Below are 24541 nucleotides of genomic sequence, written 5' to 3' on the forward strand. Positions count from 1 at the left end.
TGGTTGTAAAAGGCAGCCTGAAAATTGTGGAATAGGTTTCAGGCTGCCTTATTTTACCCTGCGGGAGAGTCAAAAATGTTTGAAACACAAGTTTTCTTTAACCAGAAAAAAGGAAAATCCAGTTCTTTAATCAACCGATTAAATGAAGTAATCGACAAACGCAAGAAATACGGCTTGTACATTGCAAGCTGTTATCTGCCTGATGAAAAAGGGCTCAGCAAACTAGTGGAATTTGTTAAGGAGTTGATGAACGATATAAAAATTTACGAAGTGAATTTTTATATTGATGCCCGACAAGTAGTAAAACTATCCACGCCTATTATTGAAACCAAACTGCTTAAGCCATTGGCAAGACTGTTTGGGGATGAGCAAGTGTCTTTTCATGTTGTAGAGTCTGAAAACTTGTTCCATACAAAGGCATTAGCACTTATTGACAACTTTGATGAACCGAATGGTGCTCTTTTTGTCGGTTCAAGCAATTTCACCTCTGCCGGTTTGTTTGCAAACAAAGGAGGCAATCACGAGACTGGTATGCTCAGCAACTTGAACGATATTTACAATTTTATTGAGAGCCTACAAGAGCTTCCCGTTTGCTTACTTCAAGATTTTTCTGCTTACAAGTTAGATTCTTATACTTTTCAATACTCCCTTGTTTCACAAGGGAGATTTGTTCATAAATGGCAGCAAACCTTGCAGCAATATTTTGCTATCCGCTATGAATTAACAGAGCAAGGAAGGCGGGAAATTGGCTCAGAGCAATTAAAAAGCATGGGGTTTGACATTGATGCAGAGACAATCAGCAAACAATTTCTTCAATTTGATAGTTTCGTAGATAGCGCAGAAGCTGAAGAATTAAAAAATTTACGACGAAAAGGAATCGAAACATATCTCGGACATTGGGTGCCCAAAAGTATGATTCAAGTTACTAAGAACAATGCAGATTTAAATAAATTTTACCAGTGGCTTGAAGATTCTGTTCGTATGCAGCTTGCTCGCAAAGAACATGAAATTTTTGAGCAATACCAATTACTGCTGGAACAGGGAATTATCAAGCCAACCAGTAAAAAAGCTTCAATGGTTTTTGAAGACAGGCTGGCGAAATTAAGGAAAGATTTGGATGAAAACGACGGACATAAATTGCGTCGTTTCCTCAATAAATTTGAAATTTTTGATTTGCCTTATGATTTCTCATGTAAATCAGAAATTAAAGACCTTTATGATATTTTGGTTGAATCATCTCAGGCTGCAATTAGAAAAAAAGAAGCAATGAAGCGGATAAATCAGGCTATTGAAGAAAAAAATCCTGATTTAATCAATGATTGGATAGAAGAGTAAGCAAGCGTAGGTTAGGTCAAGGCTCAACAAAACCGTTAAATCATCTGTTTTATGTTGGGTTTGCAACCCAAGCTACCAAAAGGCCATCTGAAACTGCTCTTTCAGATGGCCTCCCCATTTTCAGGTTGCCCTTCCCCAAGGCAGCCTGAAACCTTTCCCCCGCCCCAAACCCATCCGCCGTCATTCCCGCCTGCGCGGGAATGACGGTGTTTGTTGCTTTTCAGACGGCCTTTTTCTTTTTCTTAATCCATCACATTCAATCAAACCAAACAATCTGATTTTCATCCACGCTGATGCGGATTTCCTGTCCGGTTTGCGGTTTGTCCGTATCGTGGTCGGCGTGGGGATACCAAATCAAATCGCCGTATTGCGGATGGGCGAGGGTAAGGCGTATGCCTTCGGCGAGGGGGACGGCTTCGCTGATGCGGACGGCTGTGCCGTTCGGGTCGAATCGGATGGCGTGTTGGGGAATGTAGCGTGTGTCGCCGGTGTTGGCCAAACCGAGCAGTAGGGCGGCTTGGGCGTTGACGGGGCGGCGGATAAGGGTTTCCGGCGTGCCGTGTTGGAGAATGCGGCCTTCGTGCATGATGGCGATGGTGTCGGCCATGGTGCAGGCTTCCTCGGCGGAGTGGGTCACGAGGATGGCGGGGATGTTTTGACTGCGGATGCGTTCGGCGGTCAGGGTGCGCAGGTGGTGGCGCAGGTGGGTGTCGAGGCTGGAGAAGGCTTCGTCCAAGAGCAACAGCGACGGGCGCGTGATGAGGGCGCGTGCGAGGGCGAGGCGTTGCTGTTCGCCGCCGGAGAGGCTTTCGGGTTTGCGTTGTGCTTCGTGTTCCAAACCGATGTCGCGCAAGGCCTGCATGGATTGTTCTTCGATTTCGGCTTTGGGCAGGCGGCGCATTTTGAGGCCGAAGCCGACGTTGTCGAGGGCGGTTAAATGCGGCAAAAGGGCGTAGTCTTGAAACATCAGCGAGATATTGCGTTTTTCAGACGGCATGTCGGTGATGTTGTCGCCGTTGAGCCAGACTTCGCCGCTGTCGGGACGCACCAGGCCGACAATGGTTTTGAGCAGGGTGGATTTGCCGCAGCCGGAGCGGCCGAGTACGGCGAGGATTTCGCCTGCTTCGACGTTTAGATTGATGTCTTGGGCAACGGTTTTGCTGCCGAAGCGTTTGTTGATGTTTTTGAGTTGCAACATGGTTTCAGACGGCCTTTAAAAATGGGGTCGGCAACGGATGCTGTCGAGCCATGCGGACAGCGGATGTTTGGGGTCGATCAGGCCGTATCGCCGGCAGGCTTCGATCGTGACCAGCTTGGCATCGTGCATCATGTGTCCGCCCAACATGGCATCGAGCAGGGTGGGGATGTCCATCAGTTCAAAACCGGCGACTTCTCCGTCTTGGTTGGCGGGTTGGAAGCCTTCGGGTAGGATGATGTCGAAGATATACAGGATTTCGTTGTGGACACCGCGATTAACCGGGCGCAAACTATATATTTGGGCGGTCGGTCGGATATGGGGTGTCATAGAAGCGGGAATGCCTGCTTCTTCTTCGCCTTCGCGGCAGACGGCTTCAGACGGCCTCTCTCCGCTGCTGATGCCGCCTCCGGTCAGGTTGTCGAGTTTGTTTGGATCAACGGCTTTGTGCGGACTGCGGCGGCCTATCCAAAAGCGCAAACCGTCTTCTGTTTCGACCAATCCGTTCAAATGCACTGCCTGACTCATCAGGCCGAACGGACGGAAGGCGGCGCGTTCGAGTGCGCATAAAGGCTTGCCCGACTGGTCGCAGATGTCAAATTTTTCACCGCGCCAACCCTTGAGCCAACCGCACTCGCGCCACTGTTGCGCCAGCGTTTGCAAACTGTCGCCCATTTCCGCCCAGCTGTCGGTTTCCAAATTCAGGCCGTCTGAAAGGATCGACTGCCTGCCTGTCCAATCTTGCCCGAGGCGTTCGCGCCATAACGGGTTCAGACGGCCTAAAGGCAGGCCGTTGAGATACAGAATGCACCAATCGTCGGATGCGCCATAGCTGGTTTGCGCCCAATCCCACAATGCATCGTGGACATCGGACGCGAATACCTGTTCAAAGCGGAAAGACTGAGACACGGCACATCCTCCAAAAGAACTAAAGATACGTCGATTTTAGCCGTTTACGGCGAATTTGCAAAACAACCATACCCCCTGAAAACCGCTATAATAGAGTAAACCATCCGAAACGAGCACATCATGAGCGAATTGAGCGAAATCCTCGCCTATAACCAACATTTCGTCGAAACGGGCGAATACGAAAAATACTTTACCAACAAATACCCCGGCCGCGAGCTGGCCATCCTTTCCTGCATGGACGCACGCATTATCGAATTGCTGCCCAATGCTTTAGGCTTGAAAAACGGCGATGCCAAGCTCATCAAAAACGCCGGCGCGCTGGTGACCCACCCTTGGGGTTCGGTGATGCGCAGTTTGTTGGTCGCCGTATTTGAACTCAAAGTCAAAGAAATCATGGTCATTGCCCACCACGACTGCGGTATGCGCGGATTACACGCCGAAGAGTTCCTCCAACGCGTACATGACAGCAATATTCCCGACGACCGTATCGAAACCCTGCGCAATGCCGGTATCGATTTGGACGGCTGGCTGACCGGTTTTGACGATGTCGAAGACAGCGTGCGCCATACCGTCGAGCTGATTCGCAAACATCCGCTGATGCCCGACAACATCGCCATCCACGGCCTGGTCATCCATCCGACCACAGGCAAGCTCAACCTGATTGTTGACGGCAGCCTGCCTGCTTCAGACGGCCAAAACATCTAACGCAGACACCACCACGAAATGAAAAACATCGGATTATTCGGCGGCACGTTTGACCCCATCCACAACGGCCACCTCCATATCGCCCGCGCCTTCGCCGACGAAATCGGTTTGGATCTTGTCGTCTTCCTGCCGGCAGGCGACCCGTACCACAAAGACAGCACGCGCACGCCGGCACAAGAGCGCCTCAATATGGTTGAACTCGCCATTGCCGACGAACCGAAATTCGCCGCCAGCGACTGCGACATCGTCCGTGACGGCGCGACCTATACGTTTGACACCGTCCAGATCTTCCGCCAGCAGTTTCCCGGCGCGCAACTGTGGTGGCTGATGGGCAGCGACAGCCTGATGCAGCTGCACACATGGAAAAAATGGCAAACCCTCGTGCGCCAGACCCATATCGCCATCGCCATGCGACAAGGCGACAACCTCAACAAAACCCCGCGCGAATTGCACGCATGGCTCGGCGAAGCCCTGCAAAACGGCAGCGTCCGCATCCTCAACGCGCCGCTGCACAACACCAGCTCCACCCAAATCCGTGCCGATCTCGCCAAAACCCACCATTCAGACGGCCTGCCGCAACCGGTCGCCCAATACATCCGCCAACACAAACTCTATGGAAAATAGCGTTTATTCAGGCAGATAAGCTATAATGCCGTCTGAAAACATTTCAACTAGGAAAATAATGAACGAACAAGAATTGCAAGACCTGCAAAAAATGGTCGAAGTGGCCGTAAACGCCCTCGAAGACATTAAAGCCAAAGACATCTCTGTTTTGGAAACCCAAGACAAAACCTCCCTGTTCGCCCGCATGATTATTGCCAGCGGCGACAGCACACGCCAAGTCAAAGCACTGGCAAATAACGTTGCCGTCGATTTGAAAGAAGCCGGTTTTGAAATCCTCAGCACCGAAGGCGACAGCGGCGAATGGACGCTTGTCGACGCAGGCGACCTCGTTGTCCACGTCATGCTCCCTGCCGTGCGCGACTTCTACGACATCGACACCTTGTGGGGCGGAGAAAAACCGAGTTTCCACGCCGGTATGCAAAAACCTTGGCACGCCGCCGACTAAAACGGTTTATCCATACAAAGGCCGTCTGAAACTTGAAAGCAAGCAAGTTTCAGACGGCCTTTTGCTATAATTCCATTCTTTTCACATTATTTAATTCATTGCACCATCATGCCGCAACCCGATTTCGCCCAAACCCTCTCCAAAGACCGCCATTTTCTGCGATCTGCCTTTAAGAACCCCAATAAATACGGCGGCCTGGCCAAGGTTGAGGAAAAATACAAAAAATCGCACGACCTCTATCTGCAACGCCTGTCCAAACTGCCCAAGCCCGAATTCGACAACACGCTGCCCGTTCACGAAAAGCTCGACGAAATCAAAAAAGCCATTGCCGAAAATCAGGTAACGATTATTTGCGGCGAAACCGGTTCGGGCAAAACCACGCAGTTGCCCAAGATTTGTTTGGAACTCGGGCGTGGGGCGGCAGGATTGATCGGGCATACCCAGCCGCGCCGTTTGGCTGCGCGTTCCGTAGCAGAGCGGATTGCCGAAGAGCTGAAATCCGAAATCGGCAACGCGGTCGGCTATAAAGTGCGCTTTACCGACCACACCTCGCGCGATGCCTGCGTCAAGTTGATGACCGACGGCATCCTGCTGGCAGAAACCCAGACCGACCATTATCTCGCCGCATACGACACGATTATCATCGACGAAGCGCACGAACGCAGCCTGAACATCGACTTCCTCTTGGGCTATTTGAAACAGCTGCTGCCGCGCCGCCCTGATTTGAAAGTCATCATCACCTCGGCAACGATAGATGCAGAACGCTTCTCCCAACACTTCAACGGTGCCCCTGTTTTAGAAGTGAGCGGACGGACGTATCCCGTCGAAATCCTCTACCGACCGCTGACCAGCAAAGACGAAGACGACGCAGAAGTCGAGCTGACCGACGCAATTGTCGATGCAGCCGACGAATTGGTACGCTATGGCGAAGGCGATATTTTGGTGTTCCTGCCGGGCGAGCGCGAAATCCGCGAAGCCGCCGAAGCCCTGCGCAAATCCACGCTGCGCCGCAACGACGAAATCCTGCCCCTATTCGCACGCCTGTCGCACGCCGAGCAGCACAAAATCTTCCACCCATCAGGCGCAAAACGCCGCATCGTGCTGGCAACCAACGTCGCCGAAACCTCGCTCACCGTACCGGGCATTAAATACGTCATCGACACCGGCCTCGCGCGCGTCAAACGCTATTCCGCACGGGCGAAAGTGGAGCAGCTTCATGTCGAAAAAATCTCCCAAGCTGCCGCCTGCCAACGCTCCGGTCGCTGCGGACGCGTCTCCGCAGGCGTGTGTATCCGACTGTTTTCAGAAGAAGATTTCAACAGCCGCCCCGAATTTACCGCCCCCGAAATCGTCCGCAGCAACCTAGCCGCCGTCATCCTACGCATGGCATCGCTGAACTTGGGCGACGTAGCAGCATTCCCATTTTTAGAAATGCCCGATTCGCGGTATATCAATGACGGTTTTCAGGTATTACTGGAGTTGGGTGCGGTGGAGGCCGTCTGAAAAGTAAAAGAAAATGGTAGATTATGTTTCATTTTCAGACGGCCTAAATCATTGAGAAACTAAAAACTATTGAAAAGGGAATATTGGGTTTTAAAACTCAATCGGTAAATTTTTTATTGTGAAATATTAATGATGAAAAAATCTTTCCTCACGCTTGTTCTGTATTCGTCTTTACTTACTGCCAGCGAAATTGCCTATCGCTTTGTATTCGGAATTGAAACTCTGCCGGCGGCAAAAATTGCAGAAACGTTTGCGCTGACATTTGTGATTGCTGCGCTGTATCTGTTTGCGCGTTATAAGGCTTCACGGTTGCTGATTGCGTTGTTTTTTGCGCTCAGCATCATTGCCAACAATGTGCATTACGCGGTTTATCAAAGTTGGATAACGGGCATTAATTATTGGCTGATGCTGAAAGAGGTTACCGAAGTTGGCAGCGCGGGCGCGTCGATGTTGGATAAGTTGTGGCTGCCTGTGTTGTGGGGCGTGTTGGAAGTCGTGCTGTTTTGCAGCCTTGCCAAGTTCCGCCGTAAGACGCATTTTGCTGCCGATATTTTGTTTATTGCGGCGATGTTGCTGATTTTTGGACGTTCATTCAGTACGACGCAGGAACACGGTATTTCGCCCAAACCAACATACAGCCGCATCAAAGCCAATTATTTCAGCTTTGGCTATTTTATCGGACGCGTGTTGCCGTATCAGTTGTTTGATTTAAGCAAGATTCCTGTGTTCAAACAGTCTGCGCCAAGCAAAATCGGGCAGGGCAGTGTTCAAAATATCGTCCTGATTATGGGCGAAAGTGAAAGCGCGACGCATTTGAAACTGTTTGGTTACGGACGCGAAACTTCGCCATTTTTGACCCAGCTGTCGCAAGCCGAATTTAAGCCGATTGTGAAACAAAGCTATTCCGCCGCTTTGATGACGGCTGTGTCCCTGCCCAGCTTTTTTAATGCGATACCGCATGCCAACGGCTACGAGCAAATCAGCAGCGGCGATACCAATATGTTCCGCCTCGCTAAAGAGCAGGGCTATGAAACGTATTTTTACAGCGCGCAGGCGGAAAACGAGATGGCGATTTTGAACTTAATCGGTAAGAAATGGATAGACCATCTGGTTCAGCCGACTCAGCTTGGCTACGGCAACGGCGACAATATGCCTGATGAGAAGCTGCTGCCGCTGTTCGACAAAATCAATTTGCAGCAGGGCAAGCATTTTATTGTGTTGCACCAACGCGGTTCGCACGTCCCATACGGCGCATTGTTGCAGCCTCAAGATAAAGTTTTCGGCGAAGCCAATATTGTGGATAAGTACGACAACACCATCCACAAAACCGACCAAATGATCCAAACCGTATTCGAGCAGCTGCAAAAGCAGCCTGATGGCAACTGGCTGTTTGCCTATACCTCTGATCATGGTCAGTATGTGCGCCAAGATACCTACAATCAAGGCACGGTGCAGCCCGACAGCTATCTCGTGCCGCTGGTGTTGTACAGCCCGGATAAGGCCGTGCAACAGGCTGTCAACCAGGCTTTTGCGCCTTGCGAGATTGCCTTCCATCAGCAGCTTTCAACGTTCCTGATTCACACACTGGGCTACGATATGCCGGTTTCAGGTTGTAGCGAAGGCTCGGTAACGGGCAATCTGATTACAGGCGATGCAGGCAGCTTGAACATTCGCGATGGCAAGGCGGAATATGTTTATCCACAATAAGCGGCGTGAAAACCAATAAAGACAAATTTAGATGATGTCGGGGATAGATGCCCGATTGACAAGACTATGCAAAATATGAAAAACCAAGTACGCGGATCAGGCATTGATGCCCGATTCAACCCAGCCAATATTTCAGACGGCCTGCAAAACAGTTCAGGCCATATCGGTGCCAACACGCGCTACCGTCTGACCAAGCTCGGCGAACAAATGGCGCGCCTGCCCATCGACCCGAAAATCGCGCGTATTTTACTGGCGGCGAAGAAACACGACTGCATGGCGGAAATATTGGTGATCGCGTCCGCACTGTCGATTCAAGACCCGCGCGAGCGGCCGTTGGAAGCGCGCGATGCCGCGGCCAAGGCGCATGAACGCTTTACCGATAAGCAATCTGACTTTCTTGCCTATCTGAATATTTGGGACAGCTTCCAGCGCGAGCGCGACAAAGGTTTGTCCAACAAGCAGCTGGTGCAATGGTGCCGTCAATATTTCCTGTCGCATCTGCGGATGCGCGAATGGCGCGAGCTGCACCACCAGCTTGCTCAAACCGCGATTGAAATGGGTTTGACCACCAAAGAAGCCGCGTTTAGACAACCTCCTTCCCAAGAACAATTAAGGCCGTCTGAAAGCCAAGGCGACCAAGATTTGGCGGCAAAGCTCAAACAAAAACAACTGGATAAGAAACAACACCGCGCCCAAATCCGCGCCGCTAAAGAAGCCGGATACGAACAAATCCACCGCGCCCTGCTGACCGGCCTTATCGCCAACGTCGGCATGAAATCACCCGACGGCAACGACTATACTGGCGCGCGCGGCAGCCGTTTCCACCTTTTCCCGGCATCAGCCCTGTTCAAAACCAAGCCCAAATGGGTGATGGCGGCAGAATTGGTTGAAACCACGCGCCTTTACGCGCGCGATGTCGCCGTTATCCAGCCCGAATGGATAGAGCAGGAAGCGTCGCACCTCGTCCGCTACCATTATTTCGAGCCGCACTGGGAACAAAAACGCGGCGAAGTCGTCGCCAGCGAACGCGTGACGCTTTACGGCCTGACCGTATTGCCGCGCCGCCCCGTGTCTTACGGCAAAGTTGCGCCCGAAGAAGCGCGCGAAATCTTTATCCGCGGCGCATTGGTGGCGCAGGAAAGCAATCTTCAGACGGCCTTTTTTGCCCACAATAAAAAGCTGATTAAAGAAATTACCGAACTCGAACACAAATCGCGCAAGCAAGACGTATTGGTCGATGACGAAGCCCTGTTTGCGTTTTATAACGAACGCCTGCCCGAGCTGGTGTGGAAAGACGCGAAAGGCGGCGTTTGGGGAAGCGAAGAGGGCGGACAAACCCAGTCGGACAAGACAGCCGATCAAAACGGACAAGCAAACCAGCGCAACGCAGGGCGTGTGGCGCAAGCCGCGCACGCGGATTCCAAAGATGCGTCCAACCGCGAGCGAGAACCGAGTTCACGTACCCGACAAAATGTTTCAGACGACCCCAAACCCAAAAAGCAGCCTACATCTCAAAAAGGCCGTCTGAAACCTTTGCCCCTTGCCGATATCCGCACCTTTGAAGCCTGGCTCAAAACCGCCGAACGCGACAATCCGCGCCTGCTGTTCCTCAGCCGCGACGATTTGATGCAACACGCCGCCGCGCACATTACCGAAGAACAGTTCCCAAAATTCTGGCAAACCGCAGACGGCAAGTTCAAACTTTCCTACCGCTTCGAGCCACACCATCCGCTTGACGGCGTGACTATGACCGTGCCGCTGACCGTCCTTAACCGCCTGCACGCGCCGTCGCTCGAATGGCTGGTGCCCGGTATGTTGCGCGAAAAAATCCAGCTGCTGATTAAAGCACTGCCGAAGCAAATCCGCCGCATTTGCGTGCCCGTACCCGATTTCATCACCAAATTTCTCGAAAGCAATCCCGACCGCCAAGCGGCCATCATTCCCCAGTTGGCGCACTTTATCGCCAAAAGCGCCGGCGATATGCGGATTCTCGAGCAAATCGACCAAGACGCATGGGCGGCGCAAGAATTGCCTGAACACTGCTATCTGAATCTGCGCATTATTGACGACGGCGGACAAGAGCTTGCCGGCGGCCGCAAACTGCACGAATTGCAACAACAGCTTGGCCAAGCCGCCGCCGTCACTTTCCGCGACAACACCCAAGAATTTGAGCGCGACAACGTGACCACATGGGACATCGGAACCTTGCCCGAATCCATCAAATTCGCCCGCGGCAAACAACAGCTTACCGGCTATCTCGGCCTGCAAAAAGAAAAAGACGGCCGCATCGCCCTGCGCCTGTTTGACACCACCGAAGCTGCCGAACAGGCACACCGTCAAGGCGTCATCGAATTGATGAAGCTGCAATTAAAAGAGCAGGTAAAAGATTTAAACAAAGGCATCCAAGGCTTTACCCAAGCCGCCATGCTGCTCAAACACATCAACGCCGACACCCTGCGCGACGACCTCACCCAAGCCGTCTGCGATCGCGCCTTTATCGGCGAAGACGAGTTGCCGCGCAACGAAAAAGCCTTCAAAGAACAAATCAAACGCGCCCGCAGCCGCCTGCCTGCCGTCAAAGAAGCCCTCAGCCGTTACTTGCAGGAAACCGCCGCCGCCTACGCCGAACTGAACGGCAAACTTGGCAAACATCCATTGACCCACCTTCTAAGACTACGCCTGCAAACTCTGCTTGCCCCCGGCTTCGCCACTCGCACTCCGTGGGCACAATGGCCGCGCCTGCCCATCTACCTCAAAGCCATGACCCTGCGCCTTGAAAAATACAGCAGCAACCCCGCCCGCGACGCAGCCCGCGAAGCCGATATTCAAGAGCTGGAACAAATGTGGCAGGAAAAAACCGACAGCTTGGTGAAACAAGGCCTCCCCATTTCAGACGGCCTTGCAGGGTTTAAATGGATGATTGAAGAATTGAGGGTGTCGCTGTTTGCGCAGGAGTTGAAGACGCCGTATCCGGTGTCGGTGAAGCGGTTGTTGAAGGAGTGGGAGAAAGGTACAATAAACAATTAGTGTGTCTTGTTAATGTTTGTTAAGGCTAATGTATGCTATTAAATCTCTATAACACTATTTCTAATTACGCTAAATATCAAATGGGGGAATTACGTGATCAAAGATTCTCTGGTTGCGATTTTATTTGTTACTATGGGGGAATTAATTGGGACTCTATTGATATTTGGCGTAGTACAATATCAACATTGGGAGATACTTGCAAACAGAGAGATGTTAATAAGATTGTTATATTTTTATCAACCTTAGGTGGCTCTGCTTCAGCAGTTGAGAGAATGGTTGAAATTACACGCCATTATTATGAAGAGGTTTACTTTGTAATCCCTGGTTTTGCTATGTCAGCAGGCACAATTTGGACAATGTCTGGAGATAAAGTATATATGAATTATGCCTCTGCGCTGGGGCCAATAGATCCGCAAGTTCAGTCTATGGACGGGAAATGGGTTCCTGCGTTAGGATACTTGGATAAGGTAAAAGAAATAATTGAGAAATCTAGGAATAATGATGTTACCCAAGCAGAACTTATGATGATTAATCAATTAGATCTAGCTCAATTACGCCAATATGAACAGGCTGCAGAGTTATCAGTAGATTTATTAAAAACATGGCTAGTTAAATATAAATTTAAAAACTGGGTAACGCACCGAACAACAAATAAAGGTGATCCTGTTACAATAGAAGAGAAGAAAGCAAGAGCACAAGAAATTGCATACAGCTTGAGTGATAATAGTCGATGGCATTCTCATGGAAGATTTATTGGAATTAATACATTAAAAGATGATCTTCGATTAGAAATTGATGATTTTAGCAATGATCAAGAAATGTCTATTCTAGTTCAAAATTTACATAGTTTTTTAAATGAACATATTGAGAAATTTGGTATACCAATATTAGTAGAATCAGCTATTCCTGCTAACATTGAAAAACTAACTTAAGGGTTTAAGGAGTAAACAATATGTCTCTCGTAAAACAATTAAATGATATAAAAGATATGGTAATAAACCAAGAACAAGCTAATATGATTAAAAGCTTGGAGAGGGTTGGGTTAATAAAAAAACCAGAATTTACCCTTTTTTATGGATCAAATCGCTTAATAAATGATCATGCAAAGCATATACAACAAATATCCTGCTATGAATCAAAAGTACTTAAAATGTAAAAAACATTATTTAAATCATAAAAATAGTTAATTTAAATTTATTGGGTTTGGGATTTGGGAAATGGGCAGGCTAAAACTGAAACAAAGCAAGCTGTAGCCTGCATCAAACCGTGTGTGTGCCTTTGGGCACACACCCTACCTATGAATCACAAAGAATTTGAAATTTATGCGTAGGGTGTGTGCGGTACGCACGTACGCGGTCTTTTTAAAAAATATTCTTTCCAATCAAACCAAAGGCCGTCTGAAAGTATTTCCCAACTTTCAGACGGCCTTTTTATATTCATATTTCTGTTTATTTTTCCACCCGTGCAATCAGTTCATCGGCCAAGTCTAGATAAGCTTGGGTGCCTTTGGCGTGGGCATCGTAGGCGAGGGCGGGGAGGCCGTGGCTGGGGGCTTCGGCGAGGCGGATGTTGCGGGGGATGACGGTGTCGAAGAGCAGGTTGCCGAAGTGTTGTTTGAGCTGTTCGCTGACTTCGACGACGAGGCGGCTGCGGCTGTCGTACATGGTGCGGACGATGCCGGTTACGTCGAGGTCGGGGTTGATGGCTTGGCGGATTTTGCGGACGGTGGCCACTAGGTCGGAAATGCCTTCGAGGGCGTAGTATTCGCAAAGCATGGGGACGATGACACCGTTGGCGGCGACAAGGCCGTTGAGGGTGAGCAGGGTCAGGGACGGGGGGCAGTCGATGAGGACGTAGTCGTAGTCGTCGGCAACGAGCTGCAGGGCGTTTTTGAGGCGGATTTCGCGTGCGATTTCTTGGACGAGTTCGACTTCTGCGCCGGCCAGTGTACGGTTGGCGCCCAATACGTCGTAGCCGCCTTCTTTGCTGCGGACGACGGCGTTGGGGATGTCGGTTTCGCCGAGGACAACTTGGTAAACGCCGTTTTCGATGGTGGCTTTGTTGATGCCGCTGCCTGTGGTGGCGTTGCCTTGGGGGTCGAGGTCGACGACGAGGACGCGGCGGCCTTTGGAGGCTAGGGAGGCGGCTAGGTTGACGGTGGTGGTGGTTTTGCCGACTCCGCCTTTTTGGTTGGCGACGGCGAGGATTTGTGCGCTCATGTGCTTTGCTGTCGTATTAAGTGTGGATGGCTGGATTGTACCGTTATTCGGTATGCTTGGGTTGTTTTCAGACGGCCTTTTTGCGGATGATGACGATATGGCGTTCGGCATTGAGTTGGGGAACGTGCAATGCTTCGACTTTTTCGACGGCGACGCTTTCGGGCAGTTTGTCGATTTCTTCTTGCGGATATACGCCTTTCATGGCCGCCCAGTAGCCGCCGTCTTTGAGGAGGTGCTCGGTCCAGTTGACGAAGTCGGCGAGTTCGGCAAAGGCGCGGCTGGTGATGACGTCGGCGCGGCAGTCGGCGGCGGCTTCTACGCGGCCGCTGATGACGCGGACGTTTTTAAGGCCGAGTTCGATGACGGCTTGTTGCAGAAAGGCGGTTTTTTTGGTGTTGGCATCGAGGAGGGTGATGTCAAGGTCGGGACGACAGATGGCGGTGGGTATGCCGGGCTGTCCGCCGCCGGAGCCGACGTCGAGCATGGTTTGGGCGTGTTCGATATTGGGTAAGAGGGTCAGGCTGTCGAGTAGGTGATGGCTGACGGTTTGGGCAGGATTGCGCAGGGCGGTCAGATTGTAGGTTTTGTTCCACTTTTGCAGCAGGGCGGCATAGTCTAGGAGTTTGGCCTGTTTGGCTTCGTCGATGTCCAAACCCAATGCCTGTATGCCGTCGCGGAGCTGTTGCGCCTGATTCATTTGTTATTCCTTATTGGTTAAAACGCGTTGGATGTAATGGTAACGGAAAGCATGCCGTCTGAAAATGTTTGTACCTGTTGAATCAACGTTTCATTTTGTGAAAGACGATGGGCTGCTCCGGCGCGCGCGTGAGCTGTTTGGGCAGGGTCAGCATGGCGATGATCCATACGGAGAGGGTGTAGTAAAACACGCCTTGCCCGCGCATACCGGCCAATGCGGCATTGCCTAAGATGGCTTTAAAAATCAAACCTGCCGCCGCCGAGGCACACGCTGCGACACCGGCAAGGAAAATGGCGTAACGTGAATGCCGGCGCATCATTTTTTTATACGCCAGCTTGGTCAGTCCGCCGGCAATCGGCAGGTTGAGGAAGGCAAACATGCCGCAGACAAACCATGCGACGGAATCCTGCCAACCGCTTTGCCATGCCCATGCGCCGTCTTTGACCGTGACCAGCAGGCCTTGGCCGTCTGAAAAGGCGATTTGCACGATATTGTGCAATATCATCGCCAGCGGCAGGGTGAGGAACATCAGTGCGACCAATAGGGGGCGGTAGGGCTTTTCTTGTGTCAGATACATGGCGGTTTGCCTTGTTGTGGGATAAGTCGAAATGATAGCAGATTGGCGGTTGATTCACGTTTGTTAGCGCTGAAATTGCTGACAAAAACGGTCAATTAAAAAAGAAATGAAAAATTCTTTTTTCTTGGCAAACGTTGGTAGATAAAGGTTAAGAAAACGTTTTCAGACGGCCTAATCTCTTATTTTTATATGAACCGAACAGAAAATCTTTGCATTTCTCCGTAAAATCTACTAAATTCTCAATAACATATTATAAAGACCTGAAATCTGGAACCCAAACCGAAACTGCCTTCCGCCATTTACGCTCGGAAACTCAGCAGGCAACAAAAGTTTCACACACAACAAAAATACAAAATAATTCCTATGAAATCAGTTGTTTATAATGATAGATAACCACAAGGCAAACCATGCCTGACTTTAGTAGGAGTAAAACCATGGCTGAAGCAACCGATGTCGTATTAGTAGGCGGCGGCATTATGAGCGCCACTTTGGGCGTATTGCTCAAAGAACTCGAACCATCTTGGGAAATCACCCTGATCGAACGCTTGGAAGATGTAGCGTTGGAATCATCAAATGCATGGAACAATGCCGGTACGGGACACTCTGCGCTGTGTGAATTGAACTATGCGCCCCTGACTGCCGACGGCACGATCGATCCGACCCGCGCCCTCAATATTGCCGAACAATTCCATATCAGCCGCCAATTTTGGGCGACTTTGGTCGAAGAAGGCAAACTGACCGACCGCACTTTCATCAATTCCGTTCCCCATATGTCGCTGGTGATGAACGCCGACCATTGCAGTTATCTGCAAAAACGTTTCGACGTGTTCAAAAACCAAAAACTCTTTGAAAAAATGGAGTTTTCTACTGACCGCGCCAAAATTGCCGAATGGGCGCCGCTGGTTGTCAACGGCCGTGATGAAAACCAATCCATCGCCGCCAACTACTCCGCCGAAGGCACAGATGTCGATTTCGGCAGCCTGACCCGCCAGATGGTCAAATACTTGAGCGACAAAGGCGTAAAAATCAAATTCAACCGCCATGTCGACGACCTCAATCGCGAATCGGACGGCGCATGGGTGCTGAAAACCAGCAGCACCAAAGACGATGACGACCCGTTGACACTCCGCACCCGTTTCGTCTTCCTCGGCGCAGGCGGCGGCGCACTGACCCTGCTGCAAAAATCTGGTATCCCCGAAGGCAAAGGCTACGGCGGCTTTCCGGTTTCCGGCCTCTTCTTCCGCAATAGCAATCCCGAAACGGCCGCGCAACACAACGCCAAAGTGTACGGCCAAGCCTCAGTCGGCGCACCCCCTATGTCCGTTCCGCATTTGGATACCCGCAACGTGGACGGCCAACGCCATTTGATGTTCGGCCCGTATGCAGGCTTCCGCCCCAACTTCCTCAAACAAGGCTCGCTCATGGATCTGCCGATGTCCATCCACATGGACAACCTCTATCCTATGCTCCGCGCCGGTTGGGCTAATATGCCGCTGACCAAATACCTCTTGGGCGAATTGCGCAAAACCAAAGAAGAACGCTTCACTTCGCTCTTAGAGTATTATCCGGAAGCCAATCCTGACGATTGGGAACTGATTACCGCCGGTCAACGCGTACAAATCATCAAAAAAGACCCGAAAAAAGGCGGCGTACTCCAATTTGGTACCGAAATCGTCGCTCATGCCGACGGCTCGCTGGCCGCATTGCTGGGCGCGTCCCCAGGTGCATCAACCGCCGTACCTTTGATGATTAAGCTGATCAACCAATGCTTCCCAGATCATGCCGAATCATGGTCAGGCCGTCTGAAAGAATTGGTGCCCGGCTACGGTATCAAGCTAAACGACAATCCGTCTTTGGCGGACGAAATCATCAGCCACAACGCGTCCGTTTTGGGCATTCATCACTAAATTGAAGCAGACACAAAGGCGGGCATTCTTGCCCGCCTTTTTTCAAACCATTAAAATAGCGGCATTCAGGCCGTCTGAAATCTAATCTGCAGCAGCATGTTGCACGATTCAAACCCGAAAATCAGCCCCAATAGAAAAACGCCATGACCGATATTCTCAACAAAATCCTTGCCACCAAAGCAGAAGAAGTGGCCGCCCAAAAAGCTGCCGTTTCCTTGGAAGACATCAAAGCCCAAGCGCAGGCTGCCGCGCCGGTTCGCAGCTTTATCGGCTCGATCCGTGAAAAACACACGCAGAATCTACCTGCCATTATTGCCGAAGTCAAAAAAGCCAGCCCGAGCAAAGGCCTGATCCGTCCTGATTTTCATCCTGCTGAAATCGCCGCTGCCTATGAAAAAGCCGGTGCAGCCTGCTTGTCCGTGTTGACGGACGAACCTTACTTCCAAGGCTCGCCGGAGTATTTGAAACAGGCGCGTGCGGCCGTGGCGCTGCCGGTCTTGCGTAAAGACTTTATCATCGACGAATACCAAATCTATCAGGCGCGCGCGTGGGGTGCGGATGCGGTTCTTCTGATTGCCGCCGCATTGGAAGCCGGGCAGCTTGAGCGTTTTGAAGCCGTTGCCCACGAATTAGGCATGACTGTATTGTTGGAGTTGCACGATGTGTCCGAGCTGGAAAAATGCCGCAACATGACCACGCCGTTGTGGGGCGTCAACAACCGCAACCTGCGTACGTTTGAAGTGACCCTGCAACAAACCCTCGACCTCTTGCCTGAATTGAACGGCAAAACCGTTGTAACCGAAAGCGGCATCCGCAACAAAGAAGACGTCGATTTCATGCGCGACCACGGCGTGCATACTTTCCTGATCGGCGAAACCTTTATGCGTGCCGACGATATCGAAGCAGAAGTCAAAAAACTGTTCTAAACCCTAAAAAACATCAGGCCGTCTGAATTTTCAGATGGCCTGAATCCATTGGAGACGAGAAAAAATGTTTGCCGTACAGCGCATTTACGCCTATCAACCCGATTCTAAACAAACCGCCGTCTTTATCGACCGCCTTTATCCGCGCGGCGTCCATAAAGAAGTTTTCGCTACGGCGCTTTGGCTGAAAGACATTACGCCCAGTGCAAACCTGCGTCGCTGGTATCACGAAAATCCGGCTGAGAATTTTGACGGTTTTGTCAGCCGTTATCATGAAGAGCTGCAAGGCGATGCCGAGCAGGCCGCCATCAAGCGGCTGCTGGATTTGGAGCGGCAACACGGCAATATCCTGCTGCTGACCGCCGTCAAAGATCCCCGACATTCCCACGTCTCTGCGCTGGCTCAATTTTTGGGCACAACGTTTGAATATCGCGATTAAAAAATCAGTGTTTGAACCGGATACAAAAAGGCCGTCTGAAATCAAGGTTTCAGACGGCCTGCTATTTTCAAATCAAGAAGGATAACGGTGTGCCACCAATTTTCCGTCTATGTATTCGCCGATATAGACTTGCGAGGCTTCAAGGTGGAGGCGGTCGAGTTCCTGTTGCAGCCATTCTTCATCACGCTTAATGATTTCGAGGATGTCGGGGTCAACTTGGCCGTCTGTAATCAGTGGATAGCGCAAGCTTTCGTCGCCGTACTTAATGACGGCGAGCTGGCCGTTTTGTTCCATCACGGCACGTTTGACGGCAGAGATTTCGTAGATGCCGGCGGCGCGGAGTTTGAACATGAGGTCGTGTGCGCTGATGCCGTTTTTCATGCATTCATCGGTTTGGATTTTGCCGTTGACGATAACCCAGACGGATTTGCCGTCAATGATGGATTTGACCCAGCGGTTGTGGTTTTTGATGAATTTCAGGCTCAAAACCAACAGCGTCCACAAAATCAGCACGAGGAAAAATTGCAACAGGCCGACGCTGTCGCTGTAAATCACGCCGCCGATGATGCCGCCGAGTACATAGTTTTGCACTTGGTCCATGGCGGAGGTCGGCGCGAGGTTGCCTTTACCTAAGAGGTTGATTTGCAAAATCAAACCTAAAATACCCATCAGCAGTTTGAGGGCGAGCAGGGAGTATGCTTCCATGTGTGTGTATCCTGTTATTCTTTATCGATGAGTTCGATATTGTTGTTGACCAAATTGATGGGCGTCAGCGTGTAGGCGGAGAAGTCTTGATTGAAATGGACTTCGTAGTATTGGTTTTTAATGCCGATAATCATGCCGTTGAACAGGCGCGTGCTGTTGACGATGATGTCTTGTTTTTCAACTTTTTGGTTTTCAATCAAGGCATTGAGAAAGCCGACCATGCGCGACGTATCGGCGGCAAAGTTTTGACGCTCGCTGTACGAAAGATATTGCGTGCCGCAGATGAGGATGAGCAACAGCAGCGCAATAATGCTCAGGTCGCGGTATTTGGTGTCCATGCGGTGGCGCAGGTATTGCGATACGGCGAGCAGGAGGATGACGAGGGCGGCGAAAATCAGGATGTATTTCAAGTAGTCGTTGAAATACATATGATTTTCAAGATAAAAGTGAGAAAAGAATTTCATGATATTTGATAAATTTGGGAAGGGTAATAAGGCCGTCTGAAACTTACATTTCAGACGGCCTTGTCTATTAAACAAGGATGTTGCGTTAAGGTTTCGGATAAAGCATACATGGTGCTTCCCGAAGTAGTATCAGTTGATAAATCCGTCGTCTTTCATTTTCTTTTCGGCAAAATACTGGCTGATCACCAGCAAGCTGGCCAGAATGATAATGAAAAGACCTGCCATGGTCAGGGTGATTTTGAGAAACAAATCGGCATCGACGAAGGAAAACCAAAGTTGCAAAATCAAGAGCAACACCCAGCTGACGAACAATCCGAGACAGGCATAGACGCCGAGTTTAAACACGTTCTTTTTCCAAAATGACGACGTAGGCTTCACGCACGAAAAACAGCAGCATGCGGCGTTGGTCTTTTTCCATGGTAACGACCTTCCAACCTTGTGAAGCGTGGCTGTTGAGGAAATCGCTGAATTTGACCGGATTGATTTTGGCACTGCCGAAAATCAAGCTGGAAAGCAGGTTCTCTTGATAAATGACGGCTTTATATTCTTTCATTTTATTCCTTTAAAATAAGGGGGCCTTAAGGCCCCCCATGATTCTACTCCTTATTGTTCAACTGCGGCAATACGGAACCTTCGCCCAAGGACAACAAACCGCTTTGCGAGTAAATACCCAGTTTGGCGCGGGTATCGGTGATGTCGAGGTTGCGCATGGTGAGCTGGCCGATGCGGTCGAGCGGGGTGAATGCGGCGTCTTCAACTTTTTCCATGCTCAGGCGTTCGGGTTGGTAGGTCAGGTTGGGCGATTCGGTGTTCAGAATCGAATAGTCGTTGCCGCGGCGCAGTTCGAGGGTAACTTCGCCGGTGATGGCTTTGGCAACCCAGCGTTGGGCGGTTTCGCGCAACATGAGGGCTTGGCTGTCAAACCAGCGGCCTTGGTAGAGCAGGCGGCCGAGACGCAGGCCGTTGATGCGGTATTGTTCGATGGTGTCCTCGTTGTGGATACCGGTTACCAAGCGTTCGTAGGCGATGTGGAACAACGCCATGCCCGGGGCTTCGTAGATGCCGCGCGATTTGGCTTCGATGATGCGGTTTTCGATTTGGTCGCTCATGCCCAAGCCGTGACGGCCGCCGATGCGGTTGGCTTCGAGGAAGAGTTCGACAGGATCGGCGTATTCTTTGCCGTTTAATGCAACCGGCACGCCTTCTTCAAAGCGCACGCTGACTTCTTCGGGTTTGACTTCGACGTTTTCGTCCCAGAAGGCAACGCCCATGATAGGCTTAACGATTTTGATGCCGCTGTTGAGAAATTCCAAGTCTTTGGCTTCGTGCGTCGCGCCGAGCATATTGGAGTCGGTGGAGTAGGCTTTCTCCACCGACATTTTGTAGTTGAAGCCGTTGGCAATCAGAAATTCGCTCATTTCGTGGCGGCCGCCAAGTTCGTCGATAAATTGTTGGTCGAGCCAAGGTTTGTAGATTTTCAGCGCGGGATTGGTCAAGAGGCCGTAGCGGTAGAAACGCTCGATGTCGTTGCCTTTGTAGGTGCTGCCGTCGCCCCAGATATTCACATCGTCTTCTTTCATGGCGGAAACGAGCATGGTGCCGGTAACGGCGCGGCCCAAAGGCGTGGTGTTGAAGTAGGCGATGCCGCCGGTGGAAACGTGGAACGCGCCGCATTGGATGGCGGCGATGCCTTCATGTGCCAATTGTGCGCGGCAGTCGATTAAGCGGGCGTTTTCTGCACCGTATTCCATCGCTTTTTTAGGAATGGCGTTGTAGTCGTCTTCGTCGGGCTGGCCAAGGTTGGCAGTGTAGGCGTAAGGCAGCGCACCTTTGAGTTTCATCCACAGCAGCGCGGCGGAGGTATCAAGGCCGCCGGAGAAGGCGATGCCGACTTTTTGGCCGACGGGGAGATTTTGTAAAATGGTATGGTTTTGGCTCATGGGAATTTCTCCAGACTTGAAAAGTTGAAACCATTATCTTATAAATGGAATACATTGTCAGCAATTAGGCCGTCTGAATGTTCGGAGGGCCGTATTAAAGAAACCTCATCATGAACGCTTTTAACCTCATTATCATCGGCGACGAAATCTTACACGGCAGCCGCCAAGACAAGCATTTCGCCTTTTTCAAATCTTTATTGGAATCGCACGGGCTGAAGCTCAATCAGGTGCAATATCTGCCCGACGAACCCGAATTGCTGGTCAAACAGCTGCGCCGCAGTTTTTCAGACGGCCTGCCGACTTTCGTTACCGGCGGTATCGGCTCTACACCTGACGACCATACGCGCCAAGCCGCCGCTGCTGCTTTGGATTTGCCTGTCGTCCGCCATCCTGAAGCCGCCAAGTTTATCGAAGGCGTAACCCTGAAACGCGGCGAGCCGCTTGATTCGCCGGAACACGCCCAACGCCTGAAAATGGCGGATTTTCCCGAAGGCGCGGAATTGGTGCCCAATCCGTTTAACAACATCGCCGGATTTTCCATCCGCGAGCATTATTTCTTCCCCGGCTTCCCCGTGATGGCGCACCCGATGGCGGAGTGGGTATTGGAAACTTATTACGCCGACCGCTTCAACCAAACCGAACGCGGCAGCCGTAGCGTGTATGTGTTCGACCAACCCGAATCGCGCATTACGCCGATTATGGAACATCTTGAGCGTACCTACGCCGGTGTTCGTTCGTACAGTCTGCCCACCGTGGGCCGTACCGATTCAGACGGCCGTTATACTCCGCCGCATATCGAATTCGGCATCAAAGCGGAAGGCGAGGCCTGCCGCTTGTTGGATGCTGCGTGGGAAGATGCGTTGCAGGGTTTGCAGGCGATTGGCGCGACTTTGAAAGAAACGGTGGAATAATGCACTTATCCCCAGCCCAATCCAGACGCGCACTGACTTTTGTCTCTTTGCTGTTTTTGCCGCCGACCCTCATCATCGGCATTTGGCTGGCGCAATATGGCGGCTTTGCTTTTGAGCCGCCGCTGATGCACGCCGTCCATGCCCACGCAGGAACATGGTTTGACCCGATTGCCACCGTGTTGCACTATCTGGGCAAAACCGCGATTGCCGTGCCGCTGATCGGTGCAGTCGCTGCAGCCCTGTATTTTGCCGATAAGAAGCGCGAAGCACTGTTTTGCGTGTTGGCGGCATTGGTGCCGACTTTGAACATGCTGATTGTGAAGGTTTGGTTTGCCCGCGAACGTCCGCTGCTTTGGCCGCGCCTGATTGAAGAGAGCAATTTTTCCTTCCCCAGCGGCCACAGTACGTTTTCCGCCGCCATTGCCGTCATGCTGATATTGCTTTGCCGCCGCACGCGCTACCGCCGCGCCGCTTGGATAGGCGGTATTTCCTTTGCCCTGTTGACCGGGTTTTCGCGCATTTATTTGGGCGTGCATTATCCCACCGACGTTTGGGCAGGCTGGACCAACGGCACGCTGACTGCCTTGTTGGTGTATATGCTCATCTTCAGGCCGTCTGAAAAATAGAAGAAACGAATTATGAATACACGTTCACCCAACACGCCTTATTGGCTCAGAAACGGCCATGCCGACACTCTATTTGCCAAGTTGCTGCAAGGCAAGGCGCCCGACTACCGCCGCGAGCTTCTGCCCGACAGTACCGGCAAAACCCAAGTTGCCTACGATTTTGTCGACAGTGCCGACCCCGATGCGCCGTTGGTGGTTTTGTTTCACGGACTGGAAGGCAGCAGCGAGAGCCATTACGCGGTCGAGCTGATGAAAGCCGTGCAGCAGCGCGGTTGGAACGGCGTGGTTGCCCATTTCCGCAGTTGCGGCGGCATAGAAAACACCGCGCCCGTGTTCTACCACCTCGGCGATACGTCCGAAATCGCCTTTATGCTCAACACGCTTGCCCGACGCTATTCAATCATCTACGCCGTCGGCGTTTCTTTGGGGGGTAATGCTTTGGCCAAATATTTGGGCGAGCAGGGCAGCAATGCCGTTCCGCGCGCTTCTGCCGTCGTTTCTGCACCGGTTGATGCCGTAGCGGCAGGTACGCGTTTTGATCAGGGCATGACGCGACTGATTTACACGCGCTATTTTTTGAATTCACTGTTGCCGAAAGCCCAGGCGATTCCCCGGTTTCAGACGGCCTTAAGCCAGCAAAACTGCAAAACGCTTGGCGATTTTGACGACCGCTTTACCGCGCCGCTACACGGTTTTGCCGACCGCCACGATTACTACCGCCGCAATTCCTGCAAACCGTTTCTGAAAGGCGTGGATACGCCGTTGCTGTTGCTTAATGCCGTCAACGACCCCTTCCTGCCGCCGGAAGCCCTGCCGACCGGGCGGGATGTGTCCTCGGCCGTTACGCTGTTGCAACCGGCATACGGCGGTCATGTCGGCTTTGTCAGCCGCGATCAGGGCCGTCTGAATCTGCAATGGCTGCCGCAAACGGTGTTGGACTATTTCAAACAGTATCAGCCGTAAATGAAAAAGGACATGTATGCGACATGCCCTTAGTGTGCAGAAAGTAAAAAGGCCGTCTGAAAACGAATTTCAGACGGCTTTTTGAATGGCTTGATTATTTGCCTTTGTTGTCGGCTTTGGCTTCTTTTTTCAGAGAAGCGTACAACTCAGGGTCGCGGTTTTTCAGCAGGGAAGCAACGGCCAAGTCGTCACGGTTGACTTTAGCTAAATCTACGCGCTCGATATGTACCAAACGCAGCAATTCGCGTACAGGTTTAGGCATATTGCGGCCGGATTCGTAACGGGAACCACCGGATTGAGTCACACCAATGCGGCTCCAGAAGTCCATTTGGTTCAGGCCGAGTTTTTTACGGATATCGCGGATGTTTTCAATTTTTTCGAACGATTTCATGAATCTTCCTTATTGTGGTATTTGTTGCATGCCTCTAGGCATAAAAATGGGTCTGCAAGAATGCCGGCATCCCTTTTCCTGTAGGCTTTTGGGGTGATATGTGGGCGTATTGCAAATGACTGATCTAGATAATTAGACAGTATATTCGAAAGAAGTTTGCCGCTGTTTGCCATAATTTGTGTAAATATTTCTTAATTCATTATTTCGTATAATTTTTGGCATATAAATCATTAAATTATGCGATTATCTTAAATATGGCGTGGGCAAATTTTTACATAACTAAACAATTCATTATGGGTAAAAACTTAATTTCGAGCATTTATTCGGTT

The 24541-nt window shown here is 51.0% G+C and carries 26 protein-coding genes; 15 read left to right on the forward strand and 11 right to left on the reverse strand.

All coding sequences use genetic code 11. The features are described from left to right. The first annotated feature begins 75 nt into the window (after positions 1-75). Complete coding sequence (locus ACTHSA_RS08875; protein WP_440367143.1) at positions 76-1335, forward strand: hypothetical protein; 1260 nt, start codon at positions 76-78, stop codon at positions 1333-1335. A gap of 256 nt (positions 1336-1591) precedes the next feature. Here the strand turns inward: ACTHSA_RS08875 and ACTHSA_RS08880 are convergent, their stop codons facing one another. Further along, entirely contained in the window at positions 1592-2533 is a 942-nt protein-coding gene (locus tag ACTHSA_RS08880; protein WP_070734998.1) for an ABC transporter ATP-binding protein, read from the reverse strand. Positions 2534-2548: 15 nt separating this feature from the next. Continuing rightward, positions 2549-3439, reverse strand: a complete 891-nt coding sequence (locus ACTHSA_RS08885; protein ID WP_070624667.1) for an NUDIX hydrolase — start codon at positions 3437-3439, stop codon at positions 2549-2551. Between the two features lie 120 nt (positions 3440-3559). Between ACTHSA_RS08885 and ACTHSA_RS08890 the strand changes: the two genes are divergently transcribed. From ACTHSA_RS08890 to ACTHSA_RS08925, 8 genes are all read left to right on the forward strand, one after another. Then, on the forward strand, positions 3560-4144 hold the full coding sequence (locus tag ACTHSA_RS08890; RefSeq protein ID WP_049336840.1) for a beta-class carbonic anhydrase: 585 nt from the start codon (positions 3560-3562) through the stop codon (positions 4142-4144). Positions 4145-4162: 18 nt separating this feature from the next. Beyond that, positions 4163-4768, forward strand: coding sequence for a nicotinate-nucleotide adenylyltransferase (gene nadD / locus ACTHSA_RS08895; protein WP_070624668.1), 606 nt, complete (start codon positions 4163-4165; stop codon positions 4766-4768). Positions 4769-4826: 58 nt separating this feature from the next. Then, positions 4827-5213 (forward strand): ribosome silencing factor, encoded by a 387-nt coding sequence (gene rsfS / locus ACTHSA_RS08900; RefSeq protein ID WP_002246503.1) that lies wholly within the window; start codon positions 4827-4829, stop codon positions 5211-5213. Positions 5214-5321: 108 nt separating this feature from the next. After that, positions 5322-6716 carry an ATP-dependent RNA helicase HrpA gene (gene hrpA / locus ACTHSA_RS08905; protein ID WP_083307443.1) on the forward strand — a complete coding sequence of 465 codons (1395 nt, stop codon included), beginning with the start codon at positions 5322-5324 and terminating at the stop codon, positions 6714-6716. Positions 6717-6845: 129 nt separating this feature from the next. Further along, on the forward strand, positions 6846-8423 hold the full coding sequence (gene lpt3 / locus ACTHSA_RS08910; protein ID WP_107849013.1) for a lipooligosaccharide phosphoethanolamine transferase: 1578 nt from the start codon (positions 6846-6848) through the stop codon (positions 8421-8423). A gap of 66 nt (positions 8424-8489) precedes the next feature. Next, positions 8490-11450 (forward strand): DUF3418 domain-containing protein, encoded by a 2961-nt coding sequence (locus ACTHSA_RS08915; protein ID WP_070624670.1) that lies wholly within the window; start codon positions 8490-8492, stop codon positions 11448-11450. A gap of 32 nt (positions 11451-11482) precedes the next feature. Continuing rightward, positions 11483-12382: an SDH family Clp fold serine proteinase gene (locus tag ACTHSA_RS08920; protein ID WP_070624672.1), complete on the forward strand. Its 900-nt coding sequence runs from the start codon at positions 11483-11485 to the stop codon at positions 12380-12382. Between the two features lie 20 nt (positions 12383-12402). Further along, the gene (locus ACTHSA_RS08925) at positions 12403-12606 is read left to right on the forward strand and encodes a hypothetical protein (protein WP_070624674.1); all 204 of its coding nucleotides are present in this window, start codon (positions 12403-12405) and stop codon (positions 12604-12606) included. 292 nt (positions 12607-12898) lie between these two features. Here the strand turns inward: ACTHSA_RS08925 and ACTHSA_RS08930 are convergent, their stop codons facing one another. The 3 genes from ACTHSA_RS08930 to ACTHSA_RS08940 all read right to left on the reverse strand — a co-directional run bounded on the left by ACTHSA_RS08930 (position 12899) and on the right by ACTHSA_RS08940 (position 14943). Further along, positions 12899-13669, reverse strand: a complete 771-nt coding sequence (locus ACTHSA_RS08930; RefSeq protein ID WP_070624676.1) for a ParA family protein — start codon at positions 13667-13669, stop codon at positions 12899-12901. A 67-nt stretch (positions 13670-13736) separates the two neighbouring features. Further along, positions 13737-14366: a 16S rRNA (guanine(527)-N(7))-methyltransferase RsmG gene (rsmG, locus tag ACTHSA_RS08935; protein WP_070624678.1), complete on the reverse strand. Its 630-nt coding sequence runs from the start codon at positions 14364-14366 to the stop codon at positions 13737-13739. 82 nt (positions 14367-14448) lie between these two features. Then, positions 14449-14943, reverse strand: coding sequence for a hypothetical protein (locus tag ACTHSA_RS08940; protein ID WP_070624680.1), 495 nt, complete (start codon positions 14941-14943; stop codon positions 14449-14451). A 434-nt stretch (positions 14944-15377) separates the two neighbouring features. Between ACTHSA_RS08940 and ACTHSA_RS08945 the strand changes: the two genes are divergently transcribed. The 3 genes from ACTHSA_RS08945 to ACTHSA_RS08955 all read left to right on the forward strand — a co-directional run bounded on the left by ACTHSA_RS08945 (position 15378) and on the right by ACTHSA_RS08955 (position 18212). After that, positions 15378-16850, forward strand: coding sequence for a malate:quinone oxidoreductase (locus tag ACTHSA_RS08945; RefSeq protein WP_049329291.1), 1473 nt, complete (start codon positions 15378-15380; stop codon positions 16848-16850). Positions 16851-16993: 143 nt separating this feature from the next. Next, positions 16994-17776 (forward strand): indole-3-glycerol phosphate synthase TrpC, encoded by a 783-nt coding sequence (trpC, locus tag ACTHSA_RS08950; RefSeq protein WP_440367430.1) that lies wholly within the window; start codon positions 16994-16996, stop codon positions 17774-17776. A 64-nt stretch (positions 17777-17840) separates the two neighbouring features. Further along, complete coding sequence (locus ACTHSA_RS08955; RefSeq protein WP_440367429.1) at positions 17841-18212, forward strand: DUF488 domain-containing protein; 372 nt, start codon at positions 17841-17843, stop codon at positions 18210-18212. 72 nt (positions 18213-18284) lie between these two features. On the opposite strand, the gene ACTHSA_RS08960 is transcribed toward ACTHSA_RS08955, so the two are convergent. The 5 genes from ACTHSA_RS08960 to argG all read right to left on the reverse strand — a co-directional run bounded on the left by ACTHSA_RS08960 (position 18285) and on the right by argG (position 21321). Then, positions 18285-18917 (reverse strand): DUF421 domain-containing protein, encoded by a 633-nt coding sequence (locus ACTHSA_RS08960; RefSeq protein WP_049336846.1) that lies wholly within the window; start codon positions 18915-18917, stop codon positions 18285-18287. Between the two features lie 14 nt (positions 18918-18931). Beyond that, positions 18932-19381 carry a DUF3290 domain-containing protein gene (locus ACTHSA_RS08965; protein ID WP_036493644.1) on the reverse strand — a complete coding sequence of 150 codons (450 nt, stop codon included), beginning with the start codon at positions 19379-19381 and terminating at the stop codon, positions 18932-18934. 129 nt (positions 19382-19510) lie between these two features. Continuing rightward, positions 19511-19726 (reverse strand): hypothetical protein, encoded by a 216-nt coding sequence (locus ACTHSA_RS08970; RefSeq protein WP_049329287.1) that lies wholly within the window; start codon positions 19724-19726, stop codon positions 19511-19513. Then, complete coding sequence (locus ACTHSA_RS08975; RefSeq protein WP_036493650.1) at positions 19719-19934, reverse strand: DUF4177 domain-containing protein; 216 nt, start codon at positions 19932-19934, stop codon at positions 19719-19721. Before ACTHSA_RS08975 ends, ACTHSA_RS08970 begins: the two co-directional genes overlap by 8 nt. A gap of 43 nt (positions 19935-19977) precedes the next feature. Then, a complete protein-coding gene (argG, locus tag ACTHSA_RS08980; RefSeq protein ID WP_036493659.1) occupies positions 19978-21321 on the reverse strand; it encodes an argininosuccinate synthase in 1344 nt (447 codons plus the stop codon). A 110-nt stretch (positions 21322-21431) separates the two neighbouring features. Between argG and ACTHSA_RS08985 the strand changes: the two genes are divergently transcribed. Genes ACTHSA_RS08985 through ACTHSA_RS08995 form a run of 3 tightly spaced genes read left to right on the forward strand, consistent with a single transcriptional unit; the run spans position 21432 to position 23821 of the window. Then, positions 21432-22232 carry a competence/damage-inducible protein A gene (locus ACTHSA_RS08985; RefSeq protein WP_070624686.1) on the forward strand — a complete coding sequence of 267 codons (801 nt, stop codon included), beginning with the start codon at positions 21432-21434 and terminating at the stop codon, positions 22230-22232. Continuing rightward, positions 22232-22858, forward strand: coding sequence for a phosphatase PAP2 family protein (locus tag ACTHSA_RS08990; RefSeq protein ID WP_070588213.1), 627 nt, complete (start codon positions 22232-22234; stop codon positions 22856-22858). Before ACTHSA_RS08985 ends, ACTHSA_RS08990 begins: the two co-directional genes overlap by 1 nt. Before the next feature lie 12 nt (positions 22859-22870). Then, a complete protein-coding gene (locus ACTHSA_RS08995; protein ID WP_070624688.1) occupies positions 22871-23821 on the forward strand; it encodes a YheT family hydrolase in 951 nt (316 codons plus the stop codon). 94 nt (positions 23822-23915) lie between these two features. Here the strand turns inward: ACTHSA_RS08995 and ACTHSA_RS09000 are convergent, their stop codons facing one another. Next, positions 23916-24212, reverse strand: a complete 297-nt coding sequence (locus tag ACTHSA_RS09000) for a helix-turn-helix domain-containing protein (RefSeq protein ID WP_003680641.1) — start codon at positions 24210-24212, stop codon at positions 23916-23918. Between the last annotated feature and the right edge of the window lie 329 nt (positions 24213-24541).

This window comes from Neisseria sp. P0008.S002 (assembly GCF_051962805.1).
Lineage (GTDB): Bacteria > Pseudomonadota > Gammaproteobacteria > Burkholderiales > Neisseriaceae > Neisseria > Neisseria perflava.